Annotated in this window: 14 protein-coding genes; 7 read left to right on the top strand and 7 right to left on the bottom strand. The window is 69.4% G+C overall.

From position 1 onward, the window contains the following. Positions 1-93: 93 nt before the first annotated feature. Together MB828_RS16585 and MB828_RS16580 are read left to right on the top strand one after the other, a co-directional pair. Positions 94-1,008 (top strand): NADP-dependent oxidoreductase, encoded by a 915-nt coding sequence (locus MB828_RS16585; RefSeq protein ID WP_301648857.1) that lies wholly within the window; start codon positions 94-96, stop codon positions 1,006-1,008. 50 nt (positions 1,009-1,058) lie between these two features. Then, complete coding sequence (locus tag MB828_RS16580; protein WP_133028703.1) at positions 1,059-1,781, top strand: TetR/AcrR family transcriptional regulator; 723 nt, start codon at positions 1,059-1,061, stop codon at positions 1,779-1,781. 396 nt (positions 1,782-2,177) lie between these two features. On the opposite strand, the gene MB828_RS16575 is transcribed toward MB828_RS16580, so the two are convergent. Next, positions 2,178-3,926: a glycoside hydrolase family 6 protein gene (locus MB828_RS16575; protein ID WP_301648856.1), complete on the bottom strand. Its 1,749-nt coding sequence runs from the start codon at positions 3,924-3,926 to the stop codon at positions 2,178-2,180. A 560-nt stretch (positions 3,927-4,486) separates the two neighbouring features. On the opposite strand from MB828_RS16575, the gene MB828_RS16570 reads away from it, so the two are divergent. The 5 genes from MB828_RS16570 to MB828_RS16550 all read left to right on the top strand — a co-directional run bounded on the left by MB828_RS16570 (position 4,487) and on the right by MB828_RS16550 (position 11,787). After that, positions 4,487-7,405, top strand: a complete 2,919-nt coding sequence (locus MB828_RS16570; RefSeq protein ID WP_301648855.1) for a glycoside hydrolase family 48 protein — start codon at positions 4,487-4,489, stop codon at positions 7,403-7,405. 194 nt (positions 7,406-7,599) lie between these two features. Then, the gene (locus MB828_RS16565; RefSeq protein ID WP_301648854.1) at positions 7,600-8,724 is read left to right on the top strand and encodes a GH12 family glycosyl hydrolase domain-containing protein; all 1,125 of its coding nucleotides are present in this window, start codon (positions 7,600-7,602) and stop codon (positions 8,722-8,724) included. 279 nt (positions 8,725-9,003) lie between these two features. Continuing rightward, positions 9,004-10,026, top strand: coding sequence for a LacI family DNA-binding transcriptional regulator (locus MB828_RS16560; protein ID WP_301648853.1), 1,023 nt, complete (start codon positions 9,004-9,006; stop codon positions 10,024-10,026). A 330-nt stretch (positions 10,027-10,356) separates the two neighbouring features. Beyond that, entirely contained in the window at positions 10,357-10,716 is a 360-nt protein-coding gene (locus MB828_RS16555) for an STAS domain-containing protein (protein WP_301648852.1), read from the top strand. A gap of 225 nt (positions 10,717-10,941) precedes the next feature. Then, entirely contained in the window at positions 10,942-11,787 is an 846-nt protein-coding gene (locus tag MB828_RS16550) for an RNA polymerase sigma factor SigF (protein WP_301648851.1), read from the top strand. 203 nt (positions 11,788-11,990) lie between these two features. Here MB828_RS16550 and MB828_RS16545 read toward each other — a convergent pair whose 3' ends face one another. The 6 genes from MB828_RS16545 to MB828_RS16520 all read right to left on the bottom strand — a co-directional run bounded on the left by MB828_RS16545 (position 11,991) and on the right by MB828_RS16520 (position 18,584). Beyond that, complete coding sequence (locus tag MB828_RS16545) at positions 11,991-13,226, bottom strand: MFS transporter (RefSeq protein WP_301648850.1); 1,236 nt, start codon at positions 13,224-13,226, stop codon at positions 11,991-11,993. 8 nt (positions 13,227-13,234) lie between these two features. Continuing rightward, positions 13,235-14,557 carry a hypothetical protein gene (locus tag MB828_RS16540; protein WP_301648849.1) on the bottom strand — a complete coding sequence of 441 codons (1,323 nt, stop codon included), beginning with the start codon at positions 14,555-14,557 and terminating at the stop codon, positions 13,235-13,237. 76 nt (positions 14,558-14,633) lie between these two features. Then, on the bottom strand, positions 14,634-15,032 hold the full coding sequence (locus MB828_RS16535) for a thioesterase family protein (RefSeq protein WP_301648848.1): 399 nt from the start codon (positions 15,030-15,032) through the stop codon (positions 14,634-14,636). Between the two features lie 29 nt (positions 15,033-15,061). Beyond that, positions 15,062-16,204 carry an acyl-CoA dehydrogenase family protein gene (locus MB828_RS16530; RefSeq protein ID WP_301648847.1) on the bottom strand — a complete coding sequence of 381 codons (1,143 nt, stop codon included), beginning with the start codon at positions 16,202-16,204 and terminating at the stop codon, positions 15,062-15,064. A 38-nt stretch (positions 16,205-16,242) separates the two neighbouring features. Next, entirely contained in the window at positions 16,243-17,520 is a 1,278-nt protein-coding gene (locus MB828_RS16525) for an aminotransferase class III-fold pyridoxal phosphate-dependent enzyme (RefSeq protein ID WP_301648846.1), read from the bottom strand. Between the two features lie 83 nt (positions 17,521-17,603). Beyond that, a complete protein-coding gene (locus MB828_RS16520) occupies positions 17,604-18,584 on the bottom strand; it encodes a 3-oxoacyl-ACP synthase III family protein (protein ID WP_301648845.1) in 981 nt (326 codons plus the stop codon). Positions 18,585-18,983: the final 399 nt, after the last annotated feature.

Below are 18,983 nucleotides of genomic sequence, written 5' to 3'. Positions count from 1 at the left end.
TCCGCCGATACCCGGGAAGCCTAACCGGCGAGTTGGGTAAAGTGCAATCTGCATGGCAATTAATGACCGAGTGCTGAAGACTCGAGGAGCCGCATGCCCCTGGCCTATGTGTACGACCGTTTCGGCGGACCGGAGGTCGAGCACTTCGCCGACCTCCCGCGACCGGTTCCGGGCCCCGGTGACCTGCTGGTCGCCGTACGCGCGGCCGGCGTCAACCCCGTTGACTGGAAACGCCGCTCGGGCCGCCGCCCGGCCGGGGCGCCCGCTGTCGTGCTGCCCGCCGTGATGGGCGGTGAGGCGGCAGGCACGGTCGTCGCGCTCGGTCCCGGCGTCACCGGCTTCGCCGTGGGCGACGCGGTCCTCGGCGGCCCGACGACAGGCGGGTACGCGCAGTACACCCTGCTGCCCGCGCGAGCGGCGGTCCGCAAACCGCCGGAGGTCTCCTGGACCGACGCCGCGGCCCTCCCGATCGCCGCCGCCACCGGCTACGGCGCGGTACACCAACTGGCCCTGCCGCCAGGCGCGACGCTGCTCGTCACGGGCGTCGGGGGAGGCGTCGGTGTGGCCGCCGCACAGGTCGCGGTGGGTCTGGGGCTGACCGTGGTGGGCTCGGCGGCCGAGGACAAGCGCGCGTTCGTCGAGGAACTCGGTGTACGGTTCGTCGCCTCCGGACCCGGCCTCGCCGCGCGGATACCGGGCCGCGTGGACGGCGTGCTCGACCTGGTCGGCGGAGAGGTCCTGCGCGCGAGCGCCGCGCTCCTCGCGGACCGTACGAAACTGGTGAGCGGCGCCGACCGGGACGCCGTCGCCGCACTCGGCGGCGCACCGGTGGGGCCGGTCCGCGACCCCCGGATCCTGGGCGCGGTCGTAGAACTGGTCCGCACCGGCGCTCTGGACCCGAAGGTGACGCACGTGATCCCGTTCGAGCGGGCGCCTCAGGCGGTCCGGGCCGTGGAGGGCGGACACGGCCGGGGCAAGACCGTCCTGGAGATGCCACCCTTGGCCTGAGAGCCCGGGTGGCCGACGCTCGATCCTCAAGGAAGTAAAATGCAACATGCATGGCAATCTGGCCGACGGGCCACCCGATTCCACCGGAGGCTCCCCTGAACACCACACCCGCGGCCCCCGCCGACCCCGACGCGCCGCCACGTGGCCGACCCGGCGGCAGAGCCGCGAAACGCCGGGCCATCACCCAGGGCGCGCGTACCGTCTTCGGCCGCGAGGGATACAGCCGCACCAGCATCGAGGCCATCGCCGCCGAGGCCGGGGTGTCCACCCGCACCATCTACAACCACTTCCAGGGCAAGGACCACCTCTTCTCGGAGGTCGTCCACGACAGCGCCGGCCAGGTCGCGGACGCCTTCATCGCGACGGTGGCCGAACAGCTCTCCGGCACCGACGCCCGCGCCGACCTGATCGCCCTCGGCCGCGCCCTCGTCGGCCAGCGCACCCAGTTCCCCGACCACTTCGCGATGATCCGGCAGATCAAGGCCGAGATGCAGCACTTCCCGCCCGCCCTGATCGACACCTGGCAGCAGGCAGGACCCCTGCGCGTCCAGCACGAGGTCTCCCGGCGCCTCTCCCAACTCGCCGACGCCGGCCTCCTGCACGTCACCAGCCCCGCCCGCGCCACCCTGCACTTCGTAGCCCTGGTCAACTCCGAGATCACCATCAGCCCTTACGCGAGCCGCGCCCCGAGCCCGGCACAGGTCCGCGCCTGCGTCACCCGCGCGGTCGACGCGTTCTTGCACGGCTACGGGGGCGCCGACGGCACCGACTGAGCACATCTCCACCAGTCCGCCGACAGCGGCCACCGGCCGCCGGGGACGGTCACGGTCGAACCACTCAACCAGACGGCGCGGACACGGAGGCGGACATGGCACGGGTGGACCATGAGGAGTTCCGCCGACTCTTCGGCGCGATCCCGCAGCGATCGCGGTGGCGACCACCGTCGACGCCGACGGCACGCCCGGAGAAACTCCTTCCCGTCGCCTGTCTCGTCGACGACCGCGCCGGCGTCAGCGCGAAGAGGTCCTGGCTGTCGAGGAGCGGAGGGAGGCGATTCGTCACCGGTGGCTGCATCGCATAGCGGCGATCGTGTGCCGCGATCCTGCACGTCTGCGCCGGGGCCGGTCCGCTGACAACCGGCCCCGGCGGCCACTCACCGTGCTACAGGGTTACGGCAGTGGCGGGTAGGCGTTCTGCATGAGCTGCTGGAACTGGGCGGAGAACCAGTGCCCCGCCAGCGGTGCGTTCGGCAGTGCGCCGGTGGGGTTGTTGCCGTTGCGGGCGTTGCCGCCGTAGGTGGGGTCGCACATGCGGTCGAAGCCCTTGCCCTCGTCGTTGGAGACGGCGGAGCTGGAGCCGTCGGACTCGCCCGGGGGCTTGACCCACACGTAGGCGTCGACACCGGCGGCCGGTGCGGCGGTGGGCCGTTCGCCGAGTCCGGCGCCGCTCTGGTTGCACCAGTTGCCGGCGTGGATGCGCCGGTCGACGCGGCTGCCGTTGACGTAGTCGTCGACGGACGTCGTCGGACCGGGGCCGGCGGGCCGGGCGGAGCCGCCCCAGCCGTCGCGGGAGGTGTCGATCAGCATGCCGATGCCGGAGTTGAATCCGGCGGCGACCAGCTTGTCCCGCAGCCCGAGGGCGAAGGACTGCTCGTCCACGTACTGGTTCCAGTCCACCCACTTCGACTGGCGGATGGTCTGGCCGTTCACCGTGTCGGTGACCTTGAAGTTCGGCTCCTTGACGGGGCTGTAGTTGGCGGTGTTGACGATGAAGCCCGCCACGTCGTTCACGCTCGCGCCGTTGGTCGTGGCGACCTTGGCGAACTCCTGCACGGCGGGGCCGAGGTTGCTGTCCCAGCCGAGCCAGCCGTGGTGGCCGGCGTCGATGTAGTTGTAGACGTTCGGGATGGCGCCGAGCTTGTCCAGGGCGTAGGAGACGCCCTTCTCGTAGTTGCCGTTGCTCTTCATGGTCACGCAGGCGTCGGTGGTGCTGGGGGTGCCGCCGGCGTTGGTGACCAGGTTGGGCAGCGAGTCGGGCTCGATGACCGTGGCGATCCGCAGGCCCGCGTACTTCGGGTCGGAGATGACCGAGGCGATCGGGTCGATGTACTGGCTCTTGTACTTGTCGAGGTCGTTCGGACCGAGTTCGCCGTTGGAGGCGAGGGCAGCGCAGTCGCGGCCCGGCAGGTCGTAGATGACCAGCTGGACGACCAGGTCCCCGGAACCCTTCTGCTTCAGCGCCTCGTCGAGGTGGGCGCGCAGGCCCATGCCGCCGTTGACGCCGTTGATCGCGGCGATCCGGTCGAGCCAGACCGCGGTGGGCTGGTTGGCGATGCGGCTGCCGCCGGGTTCCGCCGCCGCCCTGGCCGACCACTCGGGGTTCACGTACACCTTGGCCCCGACGTAGGGGTTGTCGGCCCGGCCGTCGGTGCCACCACTGCCCCCGCCGCCGGTACCTCCGCCCGTGCCGCCCCCGGTGCCTCCGCCCGTGCCACCCCCGTCGTCGACATTGCAGGTGACGCCGTCGAGGGTGAAGGTGGCCGGTACCGCGTTGGTGCCGCTGTAGGAGCCGTTGAAGCCGAAGCTGACCGAACCGCCGGTCGCGAGGGAGCCGTTGTAGCTCTCATTGCCGGCCGTCACGGTGGCACCGCTCTGAGAGATCTTCGTGTTCCAGCCATTGGTGATCTGCTGGTTCCCGGCGAACGACCACTTCAGCGCCCAACTCGACTTGGCTGAGCCGTTGTTGGTGATGGTGACGGCAGTGGTGAAGCCAGTGTCCCACTGGTTCTGCACCTTGTAGTCCACGGTGCACGGCACCGACGCGATGGCGGCACCGGCCGGTGATGCGAGGAGTGCCGTGCCCGAGGTTCCGGCGACCAGCGCCAGAGCGGCCACAAGCGACATTCTGGTACGGCTCATGAGTGCGGGTTCCTTCTCCTTTGGAGGTGATCACGAGGTGAGGGCGCGCAAGACCAGGGACGTCCCCAAGGCAGCCCCAAGGCTCTTGCACGAGCAGGGGTTTCGACGCGGAGCGGGCGACGGGCCATGCCCCGGCGCCCACCGGCTAGGCACCGCGGATGTGCGAGGCGGGCGCGTTGCCGTCGGACAGCGGTGGCGTGGCCGGCCACGGAGCCGGTTCCGGGACACCGTCGAGCCCCGGACCGGACGCGCTCGGAACGAACGCGACCACACCGGCGACGGCTATAAGTGCTGAACACGACGTGTGTCGCATGAGCGAGTCCTTGCAGTGTGGCGGGCTGTGACGGCCGCGTCGACTGATGGAAGCGCTCCCACTGGTGGCGATGAAGCTAGCGCCAACCGGGCTGCTTTCACAGGGTTGTTGCCTAACTTTCTTCGGCGGCTTCAGCTCAGCACGATTCAACTTCTCAACGTCTTGACGGGATCAGCCGCCATCCCCACTATGGGAGCGCTCCCACTGGTTCAAGCCTTGACCCCCACTCCGCAAGGAGGACCAGAACGTGGATCCCGGACGCAAGCGCAGAGCTGTGAGGCGGCTGTGGACCGCCGTCGCGGCCGCGTTCGCCCTGCCCTTGTCGATGCTCGCCACCAGCGCAACTCCTGCCCACGCGGCGGCCGTTCAGTGCAGCGTCGACTACAGGACCAACGACTGGGGCTCCGGCTTCACCGCCGACCTCACCATCACCAACCGCGGCACGGACACCATCAACGGCTGGACCCTGACCTACAGTTACTCGGGCAACCAGAAGCTCGGCAACGGCTGGAACGGCACCTGGTCGCAGTCCGGCACGGCGATCACCGTGAAGGACGCCGGGTACAACGGCACGATCGCCGCGGGCGCCGCCGTCTCCACGGGTGCGCAGTTCAGCTACACCGGCACCAATGCCGCCCCCACGGGCTTCGCGATCAACGGCACCACCTGCGTCGGCGCCCATCAGCCGCCGGTCACCGTGCTGACCAGCCCCACGGCCGGCGCGGTCTACACCCAGGGCGCCGCCGTCCCGCTCGCCGCCACCGCCGCGGCCGCCGACAACGCGACGATCAGCAAGGTCGAGTTCTACGACGACACGACGCTGCTCGGCACGGACACCAGCGCGCCCTACACCCTGTCCACCTCCAGTTTGACCGTGGGCAGTCATTCCCTGGTGGCAAAGGCGTACGACAGCCTGGGCGCGTCGGCGCCGTCGACGCCGGTCGGCATCACGGTCGCGTCGGGTCCCGCCGTCGTCGCCTCGCCCACCCAACTGGGCGTACAGCAGGGCAAGACCGGCACCTACACGGTGAAGCTGTCTTCGCAACCGTCGTCGAACGTGACCGTCACGACGGCCCGGGCGAGCGGCAACAGCGGCCTGTCCGTGACCGGCGGCGCCTCGCTCACCTTCACGCCGGCCAACTGGAGCACGGCGCAGACGGTGACCGTCACCGCGGACTCCTCGGGGACCGGTGCGGCGTCCTTCGAGTCGACGGCGACGGGGTTCACCAAGGCGACGGTCGCGGTGACGGAGCTGGCCGCCTCGAAGGCGTACGACGCCCGGTTCCTGGACCTCTACGGGAAGATCACCAACCCGGCGAACGGCTACTTCTCGCCCGACGGCGTTCCCTACCACTCGGTGGAGACGCTGATCGTGGAGGCCCCGGACCAGGGGCACGAGACGACGTCGGAGGCGTACAGCTACCTGTTGTGGCTTCAGGCGATGTACGGCAAGGTCACCGGTGACTGGTCCAAGTTCAACGGCGCATGGGCGATCATGGAGAAGTACATGATCCCCACCCACGCCGACCAGCCCGCCAACTCCTTCTACAACGCCTCCAAGCCCGCGACATACGCTCCGGAAGCGGACACTCCGAACGACTACCCGACCAAGCTGGACCAGTCCGTCCCGGTCGGTACCGACCCGCTCGCCGGGGAACTGAAGTCGACCTACGGCACGGACGACGTGTACGGCATGCACTGGCTGGAGGACGTCGACAACGTCTACGGCTACGGCGACACCCCGGGCGGGACCTGCGAGGGCGGTCCGACCGCCAAGGGCCCGTCGTACATCAACACCTTCCAGCGCGGCCCCCAGGAGTCGGTGTGGGAGACGGTTCCGCAGCCGACCTGCGACGCGTTCAAGTACGGCGGCAAGAACGGCTACCTGGACCTGTTCACCGGCGACTCGTCCTACGCCAAGCAGTGGAAGTACACCGACGCCCCGGACGCCGACGCCCGCGCCGTGCAGGCCGCGTACTGGGCCGATCTGTGGGCCAAGCAGCAGGGCAAGGGCGGGGACGTCTCCGCGACCGTCGGCAAGGCCGCGAAGATGGGCGACTACCTGCGCTACGCGATGTACGACAAGTACTTCAAGAAGATCGGCAACTGCGTCGGCCCGTCCACCTGCCCGGCCGGCACGGGCAAGGACGCCTCGCACTACCTGCTCTCCTGGTACTACGCGTGGGGCGGCTCGAACGACACCAGCGGCGGCTGGGCCTGGCGCATCGGCTCCAGCTACGCCCACAGCGGCTACCAGAACCCGCTGGCCGCCTACGCGCTCAGCTCCGACGCCGACCTGAAGCCCAAGTCGGCCACCGCGGCGGCGGACTGGTCCAAGTCCCTCAGCCGGCAGCTGGAGTTCTACCAGTGGCTCCAGTCGTCGGAGGGTGCCATCGCGGGCGGTGCGACCAACAGCTGGGCGGGCCGCTACGCGACTCCGCCGGCCGGGACGTCGACCTTCTACGGGATGTACTACGACGAGCAGCCGGTCTACCACGACCCGCCGTCCAACCAGTGGTTCGGCTTCCAGGCCTGGTCGATGGAGCGGGTCGCCGAGCTCTACCAGCAGACGGGGAACGCGCAGGCCAAGGCGGTCCTCGACAAATGGGTCAAGTGGGCGCTGTCCAAGACCACGATCAACCCGGACGGCACCTATCAGATCCCGTCGACCCTCCACTGGTCCGGTCAGCCGGACACGTGGAACGCCTCGAACCCCGGCTCCAACAGCGGGCTCCACGTCACGGTCGCCGACTACACCAACGACGTCGGTGTGGCCGCCGCATACGCCAAGGTCCTGACGTACTACGGCGCCAAGTCCGGTGACACGACGGCCAGGTCGACGGCGAAGGCGCTGCTGGACGGCATGTGGAACAACTACCAGGACAGCCTGGGTGTCGCTGTCCCCGAGACCCGCACGGACTACAGCAGGTTCAACGACAGCGTGTACGTGCCGAGCACCTTCAGCGGCACGATGCCGAACGGGGACGCGATCAACTCCTCGTCGACGTTCGCCTCGCTGCGGTCCTTCTACAAGAACGACCCGGCCTGGTCGAAGATCGAGGCCTACCTCAAAGGCGGCGCGGCACCCGTCTTCACCTATCACCGGTTCTGGGCCCAGGCCGACATCGCCCTGGCCATGGGCTCGTACGCGGAACTCCTCGAATAGCCCCCGCTGAAGTCCCGCGTACACGCCCCGTCGCAGGGAGACGGGGCACCGGCCGGGCGGTCCTCGACCGTACGGGAGACCGCCCGGCACTTGGCAGGGACATGATCATCTCACCGTCCAAGCATCCAGTTGGGAGCGCTCCCAAAATGTGGGCGCTTCCGCCGCTCCCCACACATCCCCAGCGAAGGATCCGCATGCAACAGTTGAAGAGCCGGGGCAGAGCGCACACTCTGATCAGCGCGCTGCTCGCGTCACTCGTCGCGCTGGCGGCGCTGCTCACGGCCGCTCCGGCGTCGCACGCCGACACGACCATCTGCGACGCATTCGGCACGACCACCATCCAGGGCCGCTACGTCGTCCAGAACAACCGCTGGGGCACCAGCGCCACCCAGTGCATCACCGTCACGGACTCCGGCTTCAGGATCGCCCAGGCCGACGGCTCGGTTCCGACGAACGGCGCGCCGAAGTCGTACCCGTCCGTGTACAACGGCTGCCACTACACCAACTGCTCGCCCGGGACGAACCTGCCGGCTCGGCTCAGCTCCATCGCGAGCGCGCCCTCGGGCATCTCCTACAGCTACGTGAGCGGTGCGGCCTACGACGCCGCCTACGACATCTGGCTGGATCCGACCCCCCGCACCGACGGCGTGAACCGCACCGAGATCATGATCTGGTTCAACCGTGTGGGGTCCGTGCAGCCGGTGGGCTCGCCCGTCGGTTCCGCCACGGTGGCCGGACGCCAGTGGGAGGTGTGGTCCGGCAACAACGGCTCCAACGACGTACTGTCCTTCGTCGCGCCGTCCGCGATCGGCAGCTGGAATTTCGACGTGATGGACTTCGCCCGCCAGGCCGTCTCCCGCGGACTCGCGCAGGACAACTGGTACCTGACGAGCGTTCAGGCAGGCTTTGAGCCCTGGCAGAACGGCGCGGGGCTGGCGGTCACCTCGTTCTCGTCCAGTGTGAACCTCGGCGGCGGTACGGGTGGCGGTACGGGTGGTTCGTCCGCCTGCAAGGTGGCCTATGGCACGAACGTGTGGCAGGGCGGCTTCACCACCGACGTCACCGTGATCAACGCGGGTTCGTCCGCGGTCGACAACTGGAAACTCGCGTTCACCCTGCCCGCCGGACAGAAGATCACGAGCGCGTGGAGCGCCGACGTCTCTCCCTCGTCCGGAGCGGTGACGGCCGGCGGCATGTCGTACAACGCGTCCATCGCACCGGGCGGCCAGATCTCCTTCGGCTTCCAGGGCACCTACGACGGCGCCTTCACCAAACCAGGCGCGTTCAGCCTGAACGGCACGTCCTGCACCACCGCGTGAGAGCACCCGGACGGGCAATCCGGCCGGCCGCCTGAAGGCCTGCCCGAGTCCGACCGCGTACACCCGGCACCGCGGGACCGCGGGCCCGTCCAGCCGGCACTTTGCTCGGCTGGACGGGCCCGCGGTCCCTCTCCGGATTCCGGCGAGGCTCCGCCGGCCCGCGGGCCCCTGCTGTCGAGACCCCCCTTCGCGCCGAGCCCGGTCGATCATGTGCGGAAGGCATGTGCCCGGGTCCTCCGCCCCGTAAGATCGGTGATCTCGCGGGTGGGGGAGGTGGTCATGGCCAGGCGACGACCTGGGGCGCCGACTCTGGAAGAGGTGGCCGCCCACGCTGGGGTCGGACGGGGCACGGTCTCCCGGGTCATCAACAACGCGGCCGGCGTGAAGGAGTCGACACGCCGGGCCGTGCAGCGAGCCATCGAAGAACTGGGGTACGTGCCCAATCTCGCGGCCCGGTCCCTGGCTGGGCAGCGTGCCGACGCCGTGGCCCTCGTGCTGACCGAGCCGGACTGGAGGCAGTTCGCGGAGCCGTTCTTCTCGGAGATCGTCCGCTCACTCGGCGACGCGCTGGCGGACACCGGGATGCAGCTGATGCTGACCCTGGTCCGCTCGGAGACCGAGCGGCAGCGCTTCCTGGAGTACGCGCGAGGCGGGCGGGTCGACGGAGTCCTGCTGATGTCGGTGCACGCGGGCGACAGGCTGCCGGACATGCTCGCCGAGGCACGGTTGCCGACCGTGCTGCTGGGACGCCGCTCCGGCGACGAGTACGTGAGCTACGTCGACGCCGACAACGTGGGCGGTGCCCGCAACGCCGTGTCCCACCTCCTGAAACAGGGCCGCAGGGCGATCGCCACCATCACGGGGCCACTGGACATGTACGTCGCGCAGTGCCGGCTGCGCGGCTATGAGGATGCGCTGGCGCTGGCCGGCCTGAAGACGTCACGGTCCTGGGTTGCGGAGAGCGACTTCTCGGAGGAGAGCGGCCGTCGCGCCATGACGGAACTCCTCGAACGGCATCCCGAGATCGACGCCGTCCTCGCTGCGTCGGACACCACGGCGGCCGGAGCGCTGCGCGCCCTGCGCGCGGCCGGACGGCGGGTACCGGAGGATGTCGCGGTCATCGGCTTCGACGACTTTTCACTGGCCCAGCGCACCGAGCCGCGCCTGACCACAGTGCGGCAGCCGCTGGAGCAGATGGGGCGGGCCATGATCAGGCTGCTGCTGGAGGAGATGGAGGAGCAGTCCGCGGCCTGGCGCCACGTCATCCTCCGCACGGAACTCGTGGTCCGGGAATCCTCCTGACAGCCCTCCGCCCAACACCTTGATGCGCCACCCTGGCACCCACCACGAGCCTTCGTCTCCGCTTGCACCGCCTCGGGGTGGCTTGACCAGGATTTTCAGAGACACATGTCACGGTTGTCGCTAACGTCGGTGGCTGACAGCGATCCGTCTGCCGGGGCAGACGAGGGTGATGGACAGACATGCCCCCATCACCGCACTCCCCACCGGGGCCACCCGGTGTCACGGCCGGCCGGCCGTGTGCCTGCCCGGCACCCACCCGTATCCGACAGCCCGCCGCCCGGCGGACGGCGGGCTGACTGTCCGTGTCACTGCTGCCGAGGGAGGCCGCAGATGAATGGTGCTGGAGGGATCACGACCCTGGTCGCCCGCGAGGGCGGGGTGCACTCGGTGGGAGTCTTCGGCGAGCTGGACACCTTCACCGGCGACGAGCTGGTCACGGTTGTCCGGGAGTGCCTTGAACAGCAGCCTGTCCGCCTGGTTGTGGACCTGTCCGCGGTGTCGTTCTGCGACGGGGCGGGAGTCAGGGCTCTGATGACGATGAGGGAACTGGCCGCGCGGGCGGGGACGCTGTTCGCCGTGACCGGCCTGCGGGCGCCGACCCTCATCCGGGTGCTGGAGATCACGGGACACGACGTGCTGTGTGGGCTGCGCCAACGTCCGGCGGCACACCCCGACTCGTCGGCATGCTGAGCGGGAATCCAGCCCGCAGCCGCCCGACCGTCTGCTGCGCGTCTCTTCCTCGGATCTCCTCCGGTGCGGAGACGGTGGCTTTGAGGCCGAGGCGACAGCTGCCCCGCAGGCGGGACGGTGCACCCGTTTCCCGTTGTGCGCATGACCTGCGCATGCCGGGGTAGGCGGCCTGCCGTCGGCCCGTGGCAGGCCGGCAGCGTGCAGCGACAAGGGGAGGGAAGCCTCATGGCGACAGTGACTGCGGCGAAGACGGAGACGAAGGTAAGTGGTCTGCCGGAGGTCGCCGACCCCTCCAAGGTGGCGCCGAAGGACGCCCGGCAGCTGACGCGCCTGTTCTTCGATCAGCTGGCGGCGCTGGAGGAGGGCACGCCGGAGTACCAGTACGCGCGCAACACGCTGATCGAGATGAACATGTCCCTGGTGCGCTTCGCGGCGGGGCGGTTCCGCAGCCGCGGTCCGGAGGAGATGGAGGACATCGTCCAGGTCGGCATGATCGGCCTGATCAAGGCGATCGACCGGTTCGAGCTCACCCGGGAGGTGGAGTTCACCTCCTTCGCGATCCCCTACATAGTCGGCGAGATCAAGCGGTTCTTCCGTGACACCACCTGGGCCGTGCACGTGCCGCGCCGGCTCCAGGAGGCCCGCGTCCAGCTCGCCCGCGCCACCGAAGAACTCCGCAGCCGCCTGGACCGCGACCCGACGGTGAAGGAGCTGTCGGAGCTGATGAGCCTGTCCGAGGACGAGGTCCGTGAGGCCCGCCTGGCCTCCAACGGCTACAACTCCTCCTCCCTGGACGCCGCCATCGGCGGCAGCGAGGACGGCGAGACGGCCCTGGCCGACTTCATCGGCACCGACGACCAGGCCCTCGAACTCGTGGAGGACTTCCACGCCCTCGCCCCGATGATCGCCGCACTCGACGAACGCGACCGTCAGGTCATCCACATGCGCTTCGTGGAAGAACTCACCCAGGCCCAGATCGGCGAACGTCTCGGCGTCTCCCAGATGCACGTCTCCCGACTTCTCTCCCGCTGCCTGGCCCGGCTGCGCGAAGGCATGCTCACCACCTGCTGACGATGAACCCGCCCGCGCCGGGCGCCGATACACCACGACCCGGCGACGGCTGTGCGGTGCCTTCTCCGCAGCCGACCGGCATCAGCCGATCGGCATACGGATCCGGTCCGCCTCGTCCAAGTGCCGAAGGCCCGCGTCATCAGCACTGCTGCCCGCCCCGACCGGGGCAGAGGACGCCCGCCGTCACTCCTGCTACGGCCGTTCTACGTCCGTGGCTCGGTGGCGTCCTCGGCGGCCGGGTCGGGGCTGGAGAGGCGTTCCGCGGCCAGGGCGATGATGCCGAGGACGAGGGTGGCGGCGGTGCAGGCGAGGAATGCGGTGGACGTGGTCGTGGTGTCGAGGAGAGCCGCGGCCAGCAGGCCGGCGACGCCGTAGCCGAGGCCGGCGGCCGCGTAGAGGATGGAGAATCCGGTGGCCCAGGCCGTCTGGGGGAGCTGTTCCTGCAGGGCGAGGTTGCGGATGGTGAGCAGGGGGCTGTACAGGGTGCCGGCGAGGGCGAAGACGAGCGCGTAGGTGAGGGGTTGGCCGCTCAGGCCGGGGATGGCCAGGGCCGCGGTCATGACCAGAAGCATGCAGGCGCTCTGGGCACGCATACCGCCGGGCCAGGTGCGCGCTCCGTAGACGAGCCCCGCGACGATGCTGGTGACGGCGAACGCTGCGAGGACGGGCCCGGCGAGGGTGGGGGACGAGCCCACGGCCTTGAGCCGGGCGGGCAGCAGGACATCGACGGTGCCGATGAGGAACATGATGGCGGCGGACAGCAGCGCGGTGGCCCAGCTGCGGCGCAGGATCCGCGTCACCTTCGAGGCGTCCTGCTGCCGGGGGTGGGTCCGGGACGGCGCGGGGGCGTGGGGGATGCGGTGCGCCGCCGCGGCGGGAACGGCCACGAAGACAGCCATGGCGATCAGGGTGCCGGACGCCGTGGAGAGGGCGTACAGGCCGGATGCGAGGGGCGGTGCGGCTGCGCGGACTGCCTGGGAGAGGGAGGTGTCCAGACTCAGCGCGCCGGCTCGCAGCTCCTCGGGGGTGGCCGCGGACAGCTGGGCGCGCATGCCGCCGGGTGCTCCGGATCCGGTGGCGCCGGCGAGTGCCGCCAGGACGATCAGGACGGCGGCGGGCGTCCGTCCCGCGGTGACGGCGAGCGCGATGTAGCTGATGGCGTTGGCCGTCAGGGTCCAGCGCAGGACCGGTACGAAGGGCCGGGTGTCGAACCACCGGCCCAGTATCGGCGCCGCGGCGGCTTCACCGAGGGCGTAGACGGCTGCCAGTGTGCCGCCGAGGGTGAACGAGCCGGCGCTGTACCCGGCGAAGACCAGGGCGAGGGGCGCCATGACGACGGGTGCGCGGGCCAGGGCGGCGGTCACGTACCACAGGCGGGTGCCGGGCAGGGCGAGCACGTTGCGGTAGCTGGTGCGGGCGGAGGGCACGGTGGTGGTCATGGTGTGTCTCAGCAGGTCGAGGCGGTCTCGTGGAGTCGGTTCTCTGCTCGTGCGGCGGCCTGCGGAGTGGGTCCGTAGGCGAGGTACTGCACGGTACCGGTGTAGGGGACGTCGTCGACCAGGAGGAGCACGCCGGAGCCGTTGGTGCCGTCGAGGTCGGGGTCGCGGCTGATGGCCCAGGCGAGTTTCTCGAACGAGGTGACGTGCAGGTCGTTGCGGGTGAGCAGGGTGTACCGGTTCAGGTAGTCCGGGCCCAGGACCCGCTGGGCGGCGAAGTGCATGTGGGTGCAGCCTCCGATGCGGGCGTTCACCTCGTTGAAGAGGAGCTGCCCGTCGGGGGTGAGGATGGAGTCGCAGTTGAGGTATCCGCGGTAGCCGGTGGTCTGCAGGTAGCGGCCCATGGCCGTCGACCAGTGCAGCATGAGGTCGCGTGCCTGGCCGGGCAGATCGGCGGCGGGTACGGCGAAGCCGTTCCACGTGGGTTCCATGCGCATGTCTCCCCAGTTGAGGATGACGGGGGCGGCGGGTGGTTCGCCGACGGCGACCTCGCTGTAGAGGACGCGGCTGTGCGGGTAGTAGGCCTCGATGACGGTTTCGGCCCGGTCGGTGCCGAGGTGCGGTGTGAGCAGACCTCGCAGGGTGTCTTCGTCGGCCCCTGCGGGGACGTGGCAGGTGGTGGCCACGCCGATGCCCGGGGTCTCCGCGTCGGTGGTGACCAGGAGGTTGCCGCGGCCGCTTGCGGCGTTGTCCTGTTTGACGATGACGGATCCGGTCCGGGTGAGGAGGTCGTGGACGGCCGAGACGGTCATGGTGGGGGTCGAGGAGCTGCGTCCGGGTGCGATGGGCACACCGAGGCCGGTGGCCCAGATGCGGAAGTAGAACTTGCTGTTGAAGGCGTCGCTGCCGCCCTGGGCGAAGAACGGGGGGTTGGCGGTGCCGGCCAGGCCGAGGTGGTCGCCGAGCTGGGCTACGGCGCGGTCGTGGATGTAGGGGACGACGGTCCACTGTTCGGGCTGGGTGATGCGGTGGCGCAGCAGCTCGGAGAGGGCGGGGTCGAGGAGTTGCTCGGAGTCCAGGAAGCCGGCCTTCGTCGCGGGGTGCTGAGGGGTGAGGAAGGTGATGGTGTCCGGGTCGAGGCCGAGCGTGGCGGTGAGGTAGGTGCGAAACGCGTCCGTGAGCGGGCGCGAGGACAGGAACACGTCGCCGTCGTTGAGGAGCCAGGCCGTGCGGGTGGAGACGGCGTGCTGTTTGTGGATGGCCTTGGGCGCCAGGTCGCGTGCCGGTACGCCGCTGTACTCGGCTGTGGTGTTGCCGATGACGAGCTGTGGCATGTGGGGGTTCCTTCTCCTGGGGGCGGGCCTGCGAGAGCGGACGTACCGCTTTCGCAGGCCCGCCGTTGTCGGGTCGTCAGGTGCGGTCGGCGAGCTTCTGCGTGAAGGCGTCCCGGTCGACGACGGCTCGTGTGTGGGTGCCGCGCAGTACGGTGGCCTGGTCGTCGCGGGCTTCGACGACGAAGGTCAGCCGTCGTTTGTCGACCGCGGTCAACGTGGCGGTGACCGTGACGGTCTCCCCGGTGGGGGTGGGGGCCAGGTGGGCGGAGTCGTGGGCGAGGCCCACGGACATCGCCGGGTCCTGCATCCTGTCCTCGATCACCTTCATCGCGGCGATCTCGCTGAGCCACAGCAGTACCGGCGTGGCCAGGACGTCCAGACCGTTGCCCCAGGCCTTGGCCGACTGCTCGGGGGTGACGGTGCGGGTGAGCGTGGCGGTGGTGCCGATGAGGTCGTCGAAATGGGGAGTGGACATGGTCTTCCTCCTTTCCCGTGTCGTGCGGGTCAGGCGGCCAGGCGCCGCATCTGGTTGAAGACGTTCTTGCGTTGCATCTCGGCGGTGCCGCCGGCGATGACCGTTCCCAGCGCGTCCTTCAGAGCCTGGGCGTACGGGCCTTCCATGTAGCCGAGGTGTCCGAGCACCCGCAGTGCGGTTTCCGTACCGAGCTTCAGGGTCTCGCCGGCGTGGTACTTGGCGACGGAGCACATGAGGGAGGCCTCGCCGGACTCGCGCATGAGGTGGTCCAGGGCTCCGTAGGAGACCCAGCGGGTGGCCTCGACGGCGAACTTGGCATCGGTGATGCGGCCCTGGACGTACTGGTGCTCGGCGATGGGCACCTTGAAGGCGTTCCGTGTCAGGGCGTACTCGAGCGTCTGGTCCAGGAGCGGGTCGAGGTAGGCGGCGGCGAGGATGCCGTACAGGAGCCGGTCGAGGGAGATCGTGTTGTAGATCGCTTCGATGCCCGCTCCGACCTCACCGACGATGTTGTGGGGCTCAACCCGTACGTCGGTGAAGGCGATGGGGCCGGTGGGGCTGGTCCGGTTGCCCATCATGTTCTCGGGTTCGCCCCGTTGGACGCCCTCGGCGTGCAGGTCCACCATGAACAGGGTGATGTCGCGGTCCCCGGCCTCCGGTATGCGGCCCAGCACGAGGGCGACATCGGCTGCCGGACCGTTGGTGATGTGGTCCTTGTGCCCGGTGAGCAGGTAGTCGCCGTCCGCCGCGCGCCGGGCGGCCGTCCGGATGCGGGTGACGTCCGATCCTCCGGTCGTCTCGGTCAGGGCGGTCGCCCCGACGTCACCCGAGAGCAGACGGCGCAGCCAGTACTCCTTCTGGGCGTCGGTGCCGTAGGTGAGGAGGGAACGCACCAGGCCGGCCTGGGCCACCACCGACAGGCAGAATCCCAGGTCCCGTCCGCCGGCGGCGATGCCCTCCAGGGCCGCCGCGAGGTCCCACCAGGTGCCGCCGTCGCCGCCCCATTCGGTGGGTACCGCTAACCGCCACAGGCCGGCGTCGCTGAGTTCCTGCCAGGACTCTCGGTCCAGGCGGTCCTGCCGGGCGCATTCCTCGGCCCGTACGGCCACCGTTTCCGCGGCCAGCTTCTCGAAGCGCTCACGGACGCCTGGCGTGGCAAAACGGTCGATCATAGGTAACTCCTTGACGACAGTGTGGTGGTGAGGCCCGGTCAGACAGTGGCAGGCAAGGCCGCGCCCGTCGTCCGCGCGGCCCGCGGCGCGAGGCGGAGCAGGGCGCGGTCGAGACGGACGGCGAGATCGTCCAGTTCGCGGTCGGAGATCGTCAAAGGCGGTGTCACCAGGACCGACTCCCACCGCGGCCCGATACCCGCGGGGTAGAGCAGCAGTCCTTCCTCGCGGGCGGCCCGGGTCAGATCGGCGCTCGTGCCGGGGAAACGGTCCGGGTCACTGTGCAGGCCCAGAGCGAGCTGGAGGCCGACACCGCGTACGCCGGTGACCAGGGGGTGGCGTCCGGTGACGTCCTCCAGGATCTGCCGCAGCCGTTCGCCGGCGCGAGCGGCCTTCTGCGGAATCTGCTCGCTGCGCGAGTACTCGACGACGGCGAGGCCCGCGGCTGCGGCCAGGGGAGCACCGGCCATGGTGTGACCGAACAGCAGGGAGGAGACAGGGACGTCGAACTGGCCGGCCACGGAGGGCGAGATGAGGGTCGCCGAGATCGGTGCGTAGCCGCTCGACATGCCCTTGCCGACGACGGTCACGTCGGGGGCGATCCCGGCGTGCTGCGAAGCGAACCATGTCCCCGTGCGCCCGAGGCCGGACATGACCTCGTCCGCGACGAGGACGAACCGGTGTTCGTCCGCCAGTTCCCGCAGCCGCCGCAGGGTCTCCCGGTCGGCTGGTGCGGCTCCCGAGGAGGCACCTCCGACCGGCTCGATGATCACAGCGGCGAGGTTCGCCGGCCCGATGCGCTCGATCGCCTCCTCCCAGTCCTCCACATCCGCCCGCAGGGCCCCGTTCTTCGGCCGCACCTTGGCGACCGTGGCCTGGTTGGCGAGCAGCGGCGTCAGATGCTCACGGCGCAGCGGGTGCCCGGAAGCCGCCAGGGCGCCGGCGGTCATGCCGTGGTAGCTGGGCTCCTCGGTGAGGACCGTCGACTTGAAGGGACGGTACGAGCGGGCGTTGAGCAGGGTGACCAGGCGCAGGGCCGTCTCGATCGCGTCGGAGCCGGAGTTGCCGTAGACGACCTCGCTCACCTCCCCGGGGGCCAGCTGCTTGAGGTGTTCGGTCAACTGCTCGAGAGGGCGCGAGCGGAACTGGGTGCGGTAGGTGAAGCACACTTTGTCGATCTGGTCGTGCATCCGCTTGGTGATGTCCTCGACGCCGTGACCGAGGTTGACGTTGACGGCTCCGGAGCAGCCGTCGAGATATTCCTTTCCGGCTTCGTCGAAGACGTACACACCTGTCGCATGACTGACGACGGGCAGCATTGATCTGCACTCCTTACGGGAATGATGTCGGCGGAACCGAATTCCGCGGTCGGATTTCTCGAGCCCCTGGGAGGAACGTTTCCTCAGTACCAGGTGAGAGTGACGGCAGCCGCGGTCATCCCGCCGCCCACCGAAGCCAGAAGAATTCTTTCTCCCCGCTGGAAGGGGCGGCGCCGGTGCTCATGCGCCAGGGTGAGAGGAATCGAGGCAGCGGCTGTGTTTCCCAGCACCGGTGCGGTCAGTGCCAGCCGGTCGGATTCGATTCCCAGGGCCTCACCCAGTGCCTGCACCAGTCGCGTGTTCCCCTGATGGAACACCGCGCGGTCGATGTCGTCGACCGTCCAGCCCGCCTTGCCGAGTGCCTGGTGGACCGCCTTCGGGACGAACTGGAGACCCCAGTCCTTCACGGACCTGCCGTCCATGCGGAAGAGGTGACGCCCTTGCCGGCGCGCCTCGGGGGTGAGGGGCACGCGCGAGCCGCCCGCTTCCACCCGCACGTATGACGAGGCCTTGCCGTCGGCGAGCAGAGCGCTGCTGTGCACGCCGAAGCCCTCGGGTACCGGGGCCAGGAGGACCGCTCCGGCGCCGTCACCGAAGAGGCTGACGGTCTTCCGGTCGTGACGGTCCATGATCGTCGAATACTTGTCCGCTCCGATCACCAGGGCGCACGTCCCGGACGCCGCCGTGGACAGCAGACCCTGGGCCACCGTCAGGGCGTAGAGGAACCCCGAGCACACGGCGTTCACGTCGAACGCCGGAACGGTGTCGAGGTCGAGTTTTTCCTGTACGAAACTCGCGGTCGCGGGCTGCGGCTGGTCCGGAGTGGAGGTGGCGACCACGACGGCGCCGATCTCCTCGGGTGAATCCAGAGCGTCGAGCAGGGGTTTCGCGGCTTCCACGGCCAGATCCGAGGTGGCGAGTTCCGGTTCGGCATAGTGGCGTTCCTGGATACCGGTCCGGGCGGCGATCCATGACGGATCCGCGTCGGCCCAGCGGCTTATCTCGTCGTTCGCCACCACGCGGTCAGGTACGTAGTCGCCTAATGCGATCACGCCTAAGGGCATGCCCTTCCCTTTCATCGTTGCTTGAACATCCCGACGACCCGGTTACCCCTGCGGGTCGGGCGCATGAGGCAAGGTTCACGCCAGAGCGGAGCACCGCGTGCCCTGTGCAAAGAGATGGAAATAAAAGCAGGGAATAAAAGACGCAAAACGAACATTGCGACAAAATGATCTGTGGCACCAATCACCACTGGTGGGCCGAATGACGGAGCTGCCCCTGGAGCGCGCGTCACTCGGAGAACCTCACGCTGGCGGAAAACTTTCACCGACCACCGGTCTTAAAGAGCTCGTAATGCGATCATTTCCCGTGAACGGTGGGCCGCAACGTGCCGACGGGCGGGTGAACGAGCAACGAGGCGGACCAGCCCCCGGCGCGCCGATCGCCCTGCGTGGGCGGCAGCA

Origin of the sequence: Streptomyces arenae (assembly GCF_022343545.1) — a bacterium.
Classification (GTDB): Bacteria; Actinomycetota; Actinomycetes; order Streptomycetales; family Streptomycetaceae; genus Streptomyces; species Streptomyces humi.
The sequence above is the reverse complement of the archived record's forward strand: the minus strand, read 5'-3'. Positions and strand labels throughout refer to the sequence as shown.

Excerpts from the sequence above, each read along its gene's own strand:
- MB828_RS16585 (WP_301648857.1), top strand. The coding sequence starts at position 94 with ATGCCCCTGGCCTATGTGTACGACCGTTTCGGCGGACCGGAGGTCGAG.
- MB828_RS16580 (WP_133028703.1), top strand. The coding sequence starts at position 1,059 with ATGGCAATCTGGCCGACGGGCCACCCGATTCCACCGGAGGCTCCCCTG.
- MB828_RS16575 (WP_301648856.1), bottom strand. The coding sequence starts at position 3,926 with ATGAGCCGTACCAGAATGTCGCTTGTGGCCGCTCTGGCGCTGGTCGCC.
- MB828_RS16565 (WP_301648854.1), top strand. The coding sequence starts at position 7,600 with ATGCAACAGTTGAAGAGCCGGGGCAGAGCGCACACTCTGATCAGCGCG.
- MB828_RS16560 (WP_301648853.1), top strand. The coding sequence starts at position 9,004 with ATGGCCAGGCGACGACCTGGGGCGCCGACTCTGGAAGAGGTGGCCGCC.
- MB828_RS16555 (WP_301648852.1), top strand. The coding sequence starts at position 10,357 with ATGAATGGTGCTGGAGGGATCACGACCCTGGTCGCCCGCGAGGGCGGG.
- MB828_RS16550 (WP_301648851.1), top strand. The coding sequence starts at position 10,942 with ATGGCGACAGTGACTGCGGCGAAGACGGAGACGAAGGTAAGTGGTCTG.
- MB828_RS16545 (WP_301648850.1), bottom strand. The coding sequence starts at position 13,226 with ATGACCACCACCGTGCCCTCCGCCCGCACCAGCTACCGCAACGTGCTC.
- MB828_RS16540 (WP_301648849.1), bottom strand. The coding sequence starts at position 14,557 with ATGCCACAGCTCGTCATCGGCAACACCACAGCCGAGTACAGCGGCGTA.
- MB828_RS16535 (WP_301648848.1), bottom strand. The coding sequence starts at position 15,032 with ATGTCCACTCCCCATTTCGACGACCTCATCGGCACCACCGCCACGCTC.
- MB828_RS16530 (WP_301648847.1), bottom strand. The coding sequence starts at position 16,204 with ATGATCGACCGTTTTGCCACGCCAGGCGTCCGTGAGCGCTTCGAGAAG.
- MB828_RS16525 (WP_301648846.1), bottom strand. The coding sequence starts at position 17,520 with ATGCTGCCCGTCGTCAGTCATGCGACAGGTGTGTACGTCTTCGACGAA.
- MB828_RS16520 (WP_301648845.1), bottom strand. The coding sequence starts at position 18,584 with ATGCCCTTAGGCGTGATCGCATTAGGCGACTACGTACCTGACCGCGTG.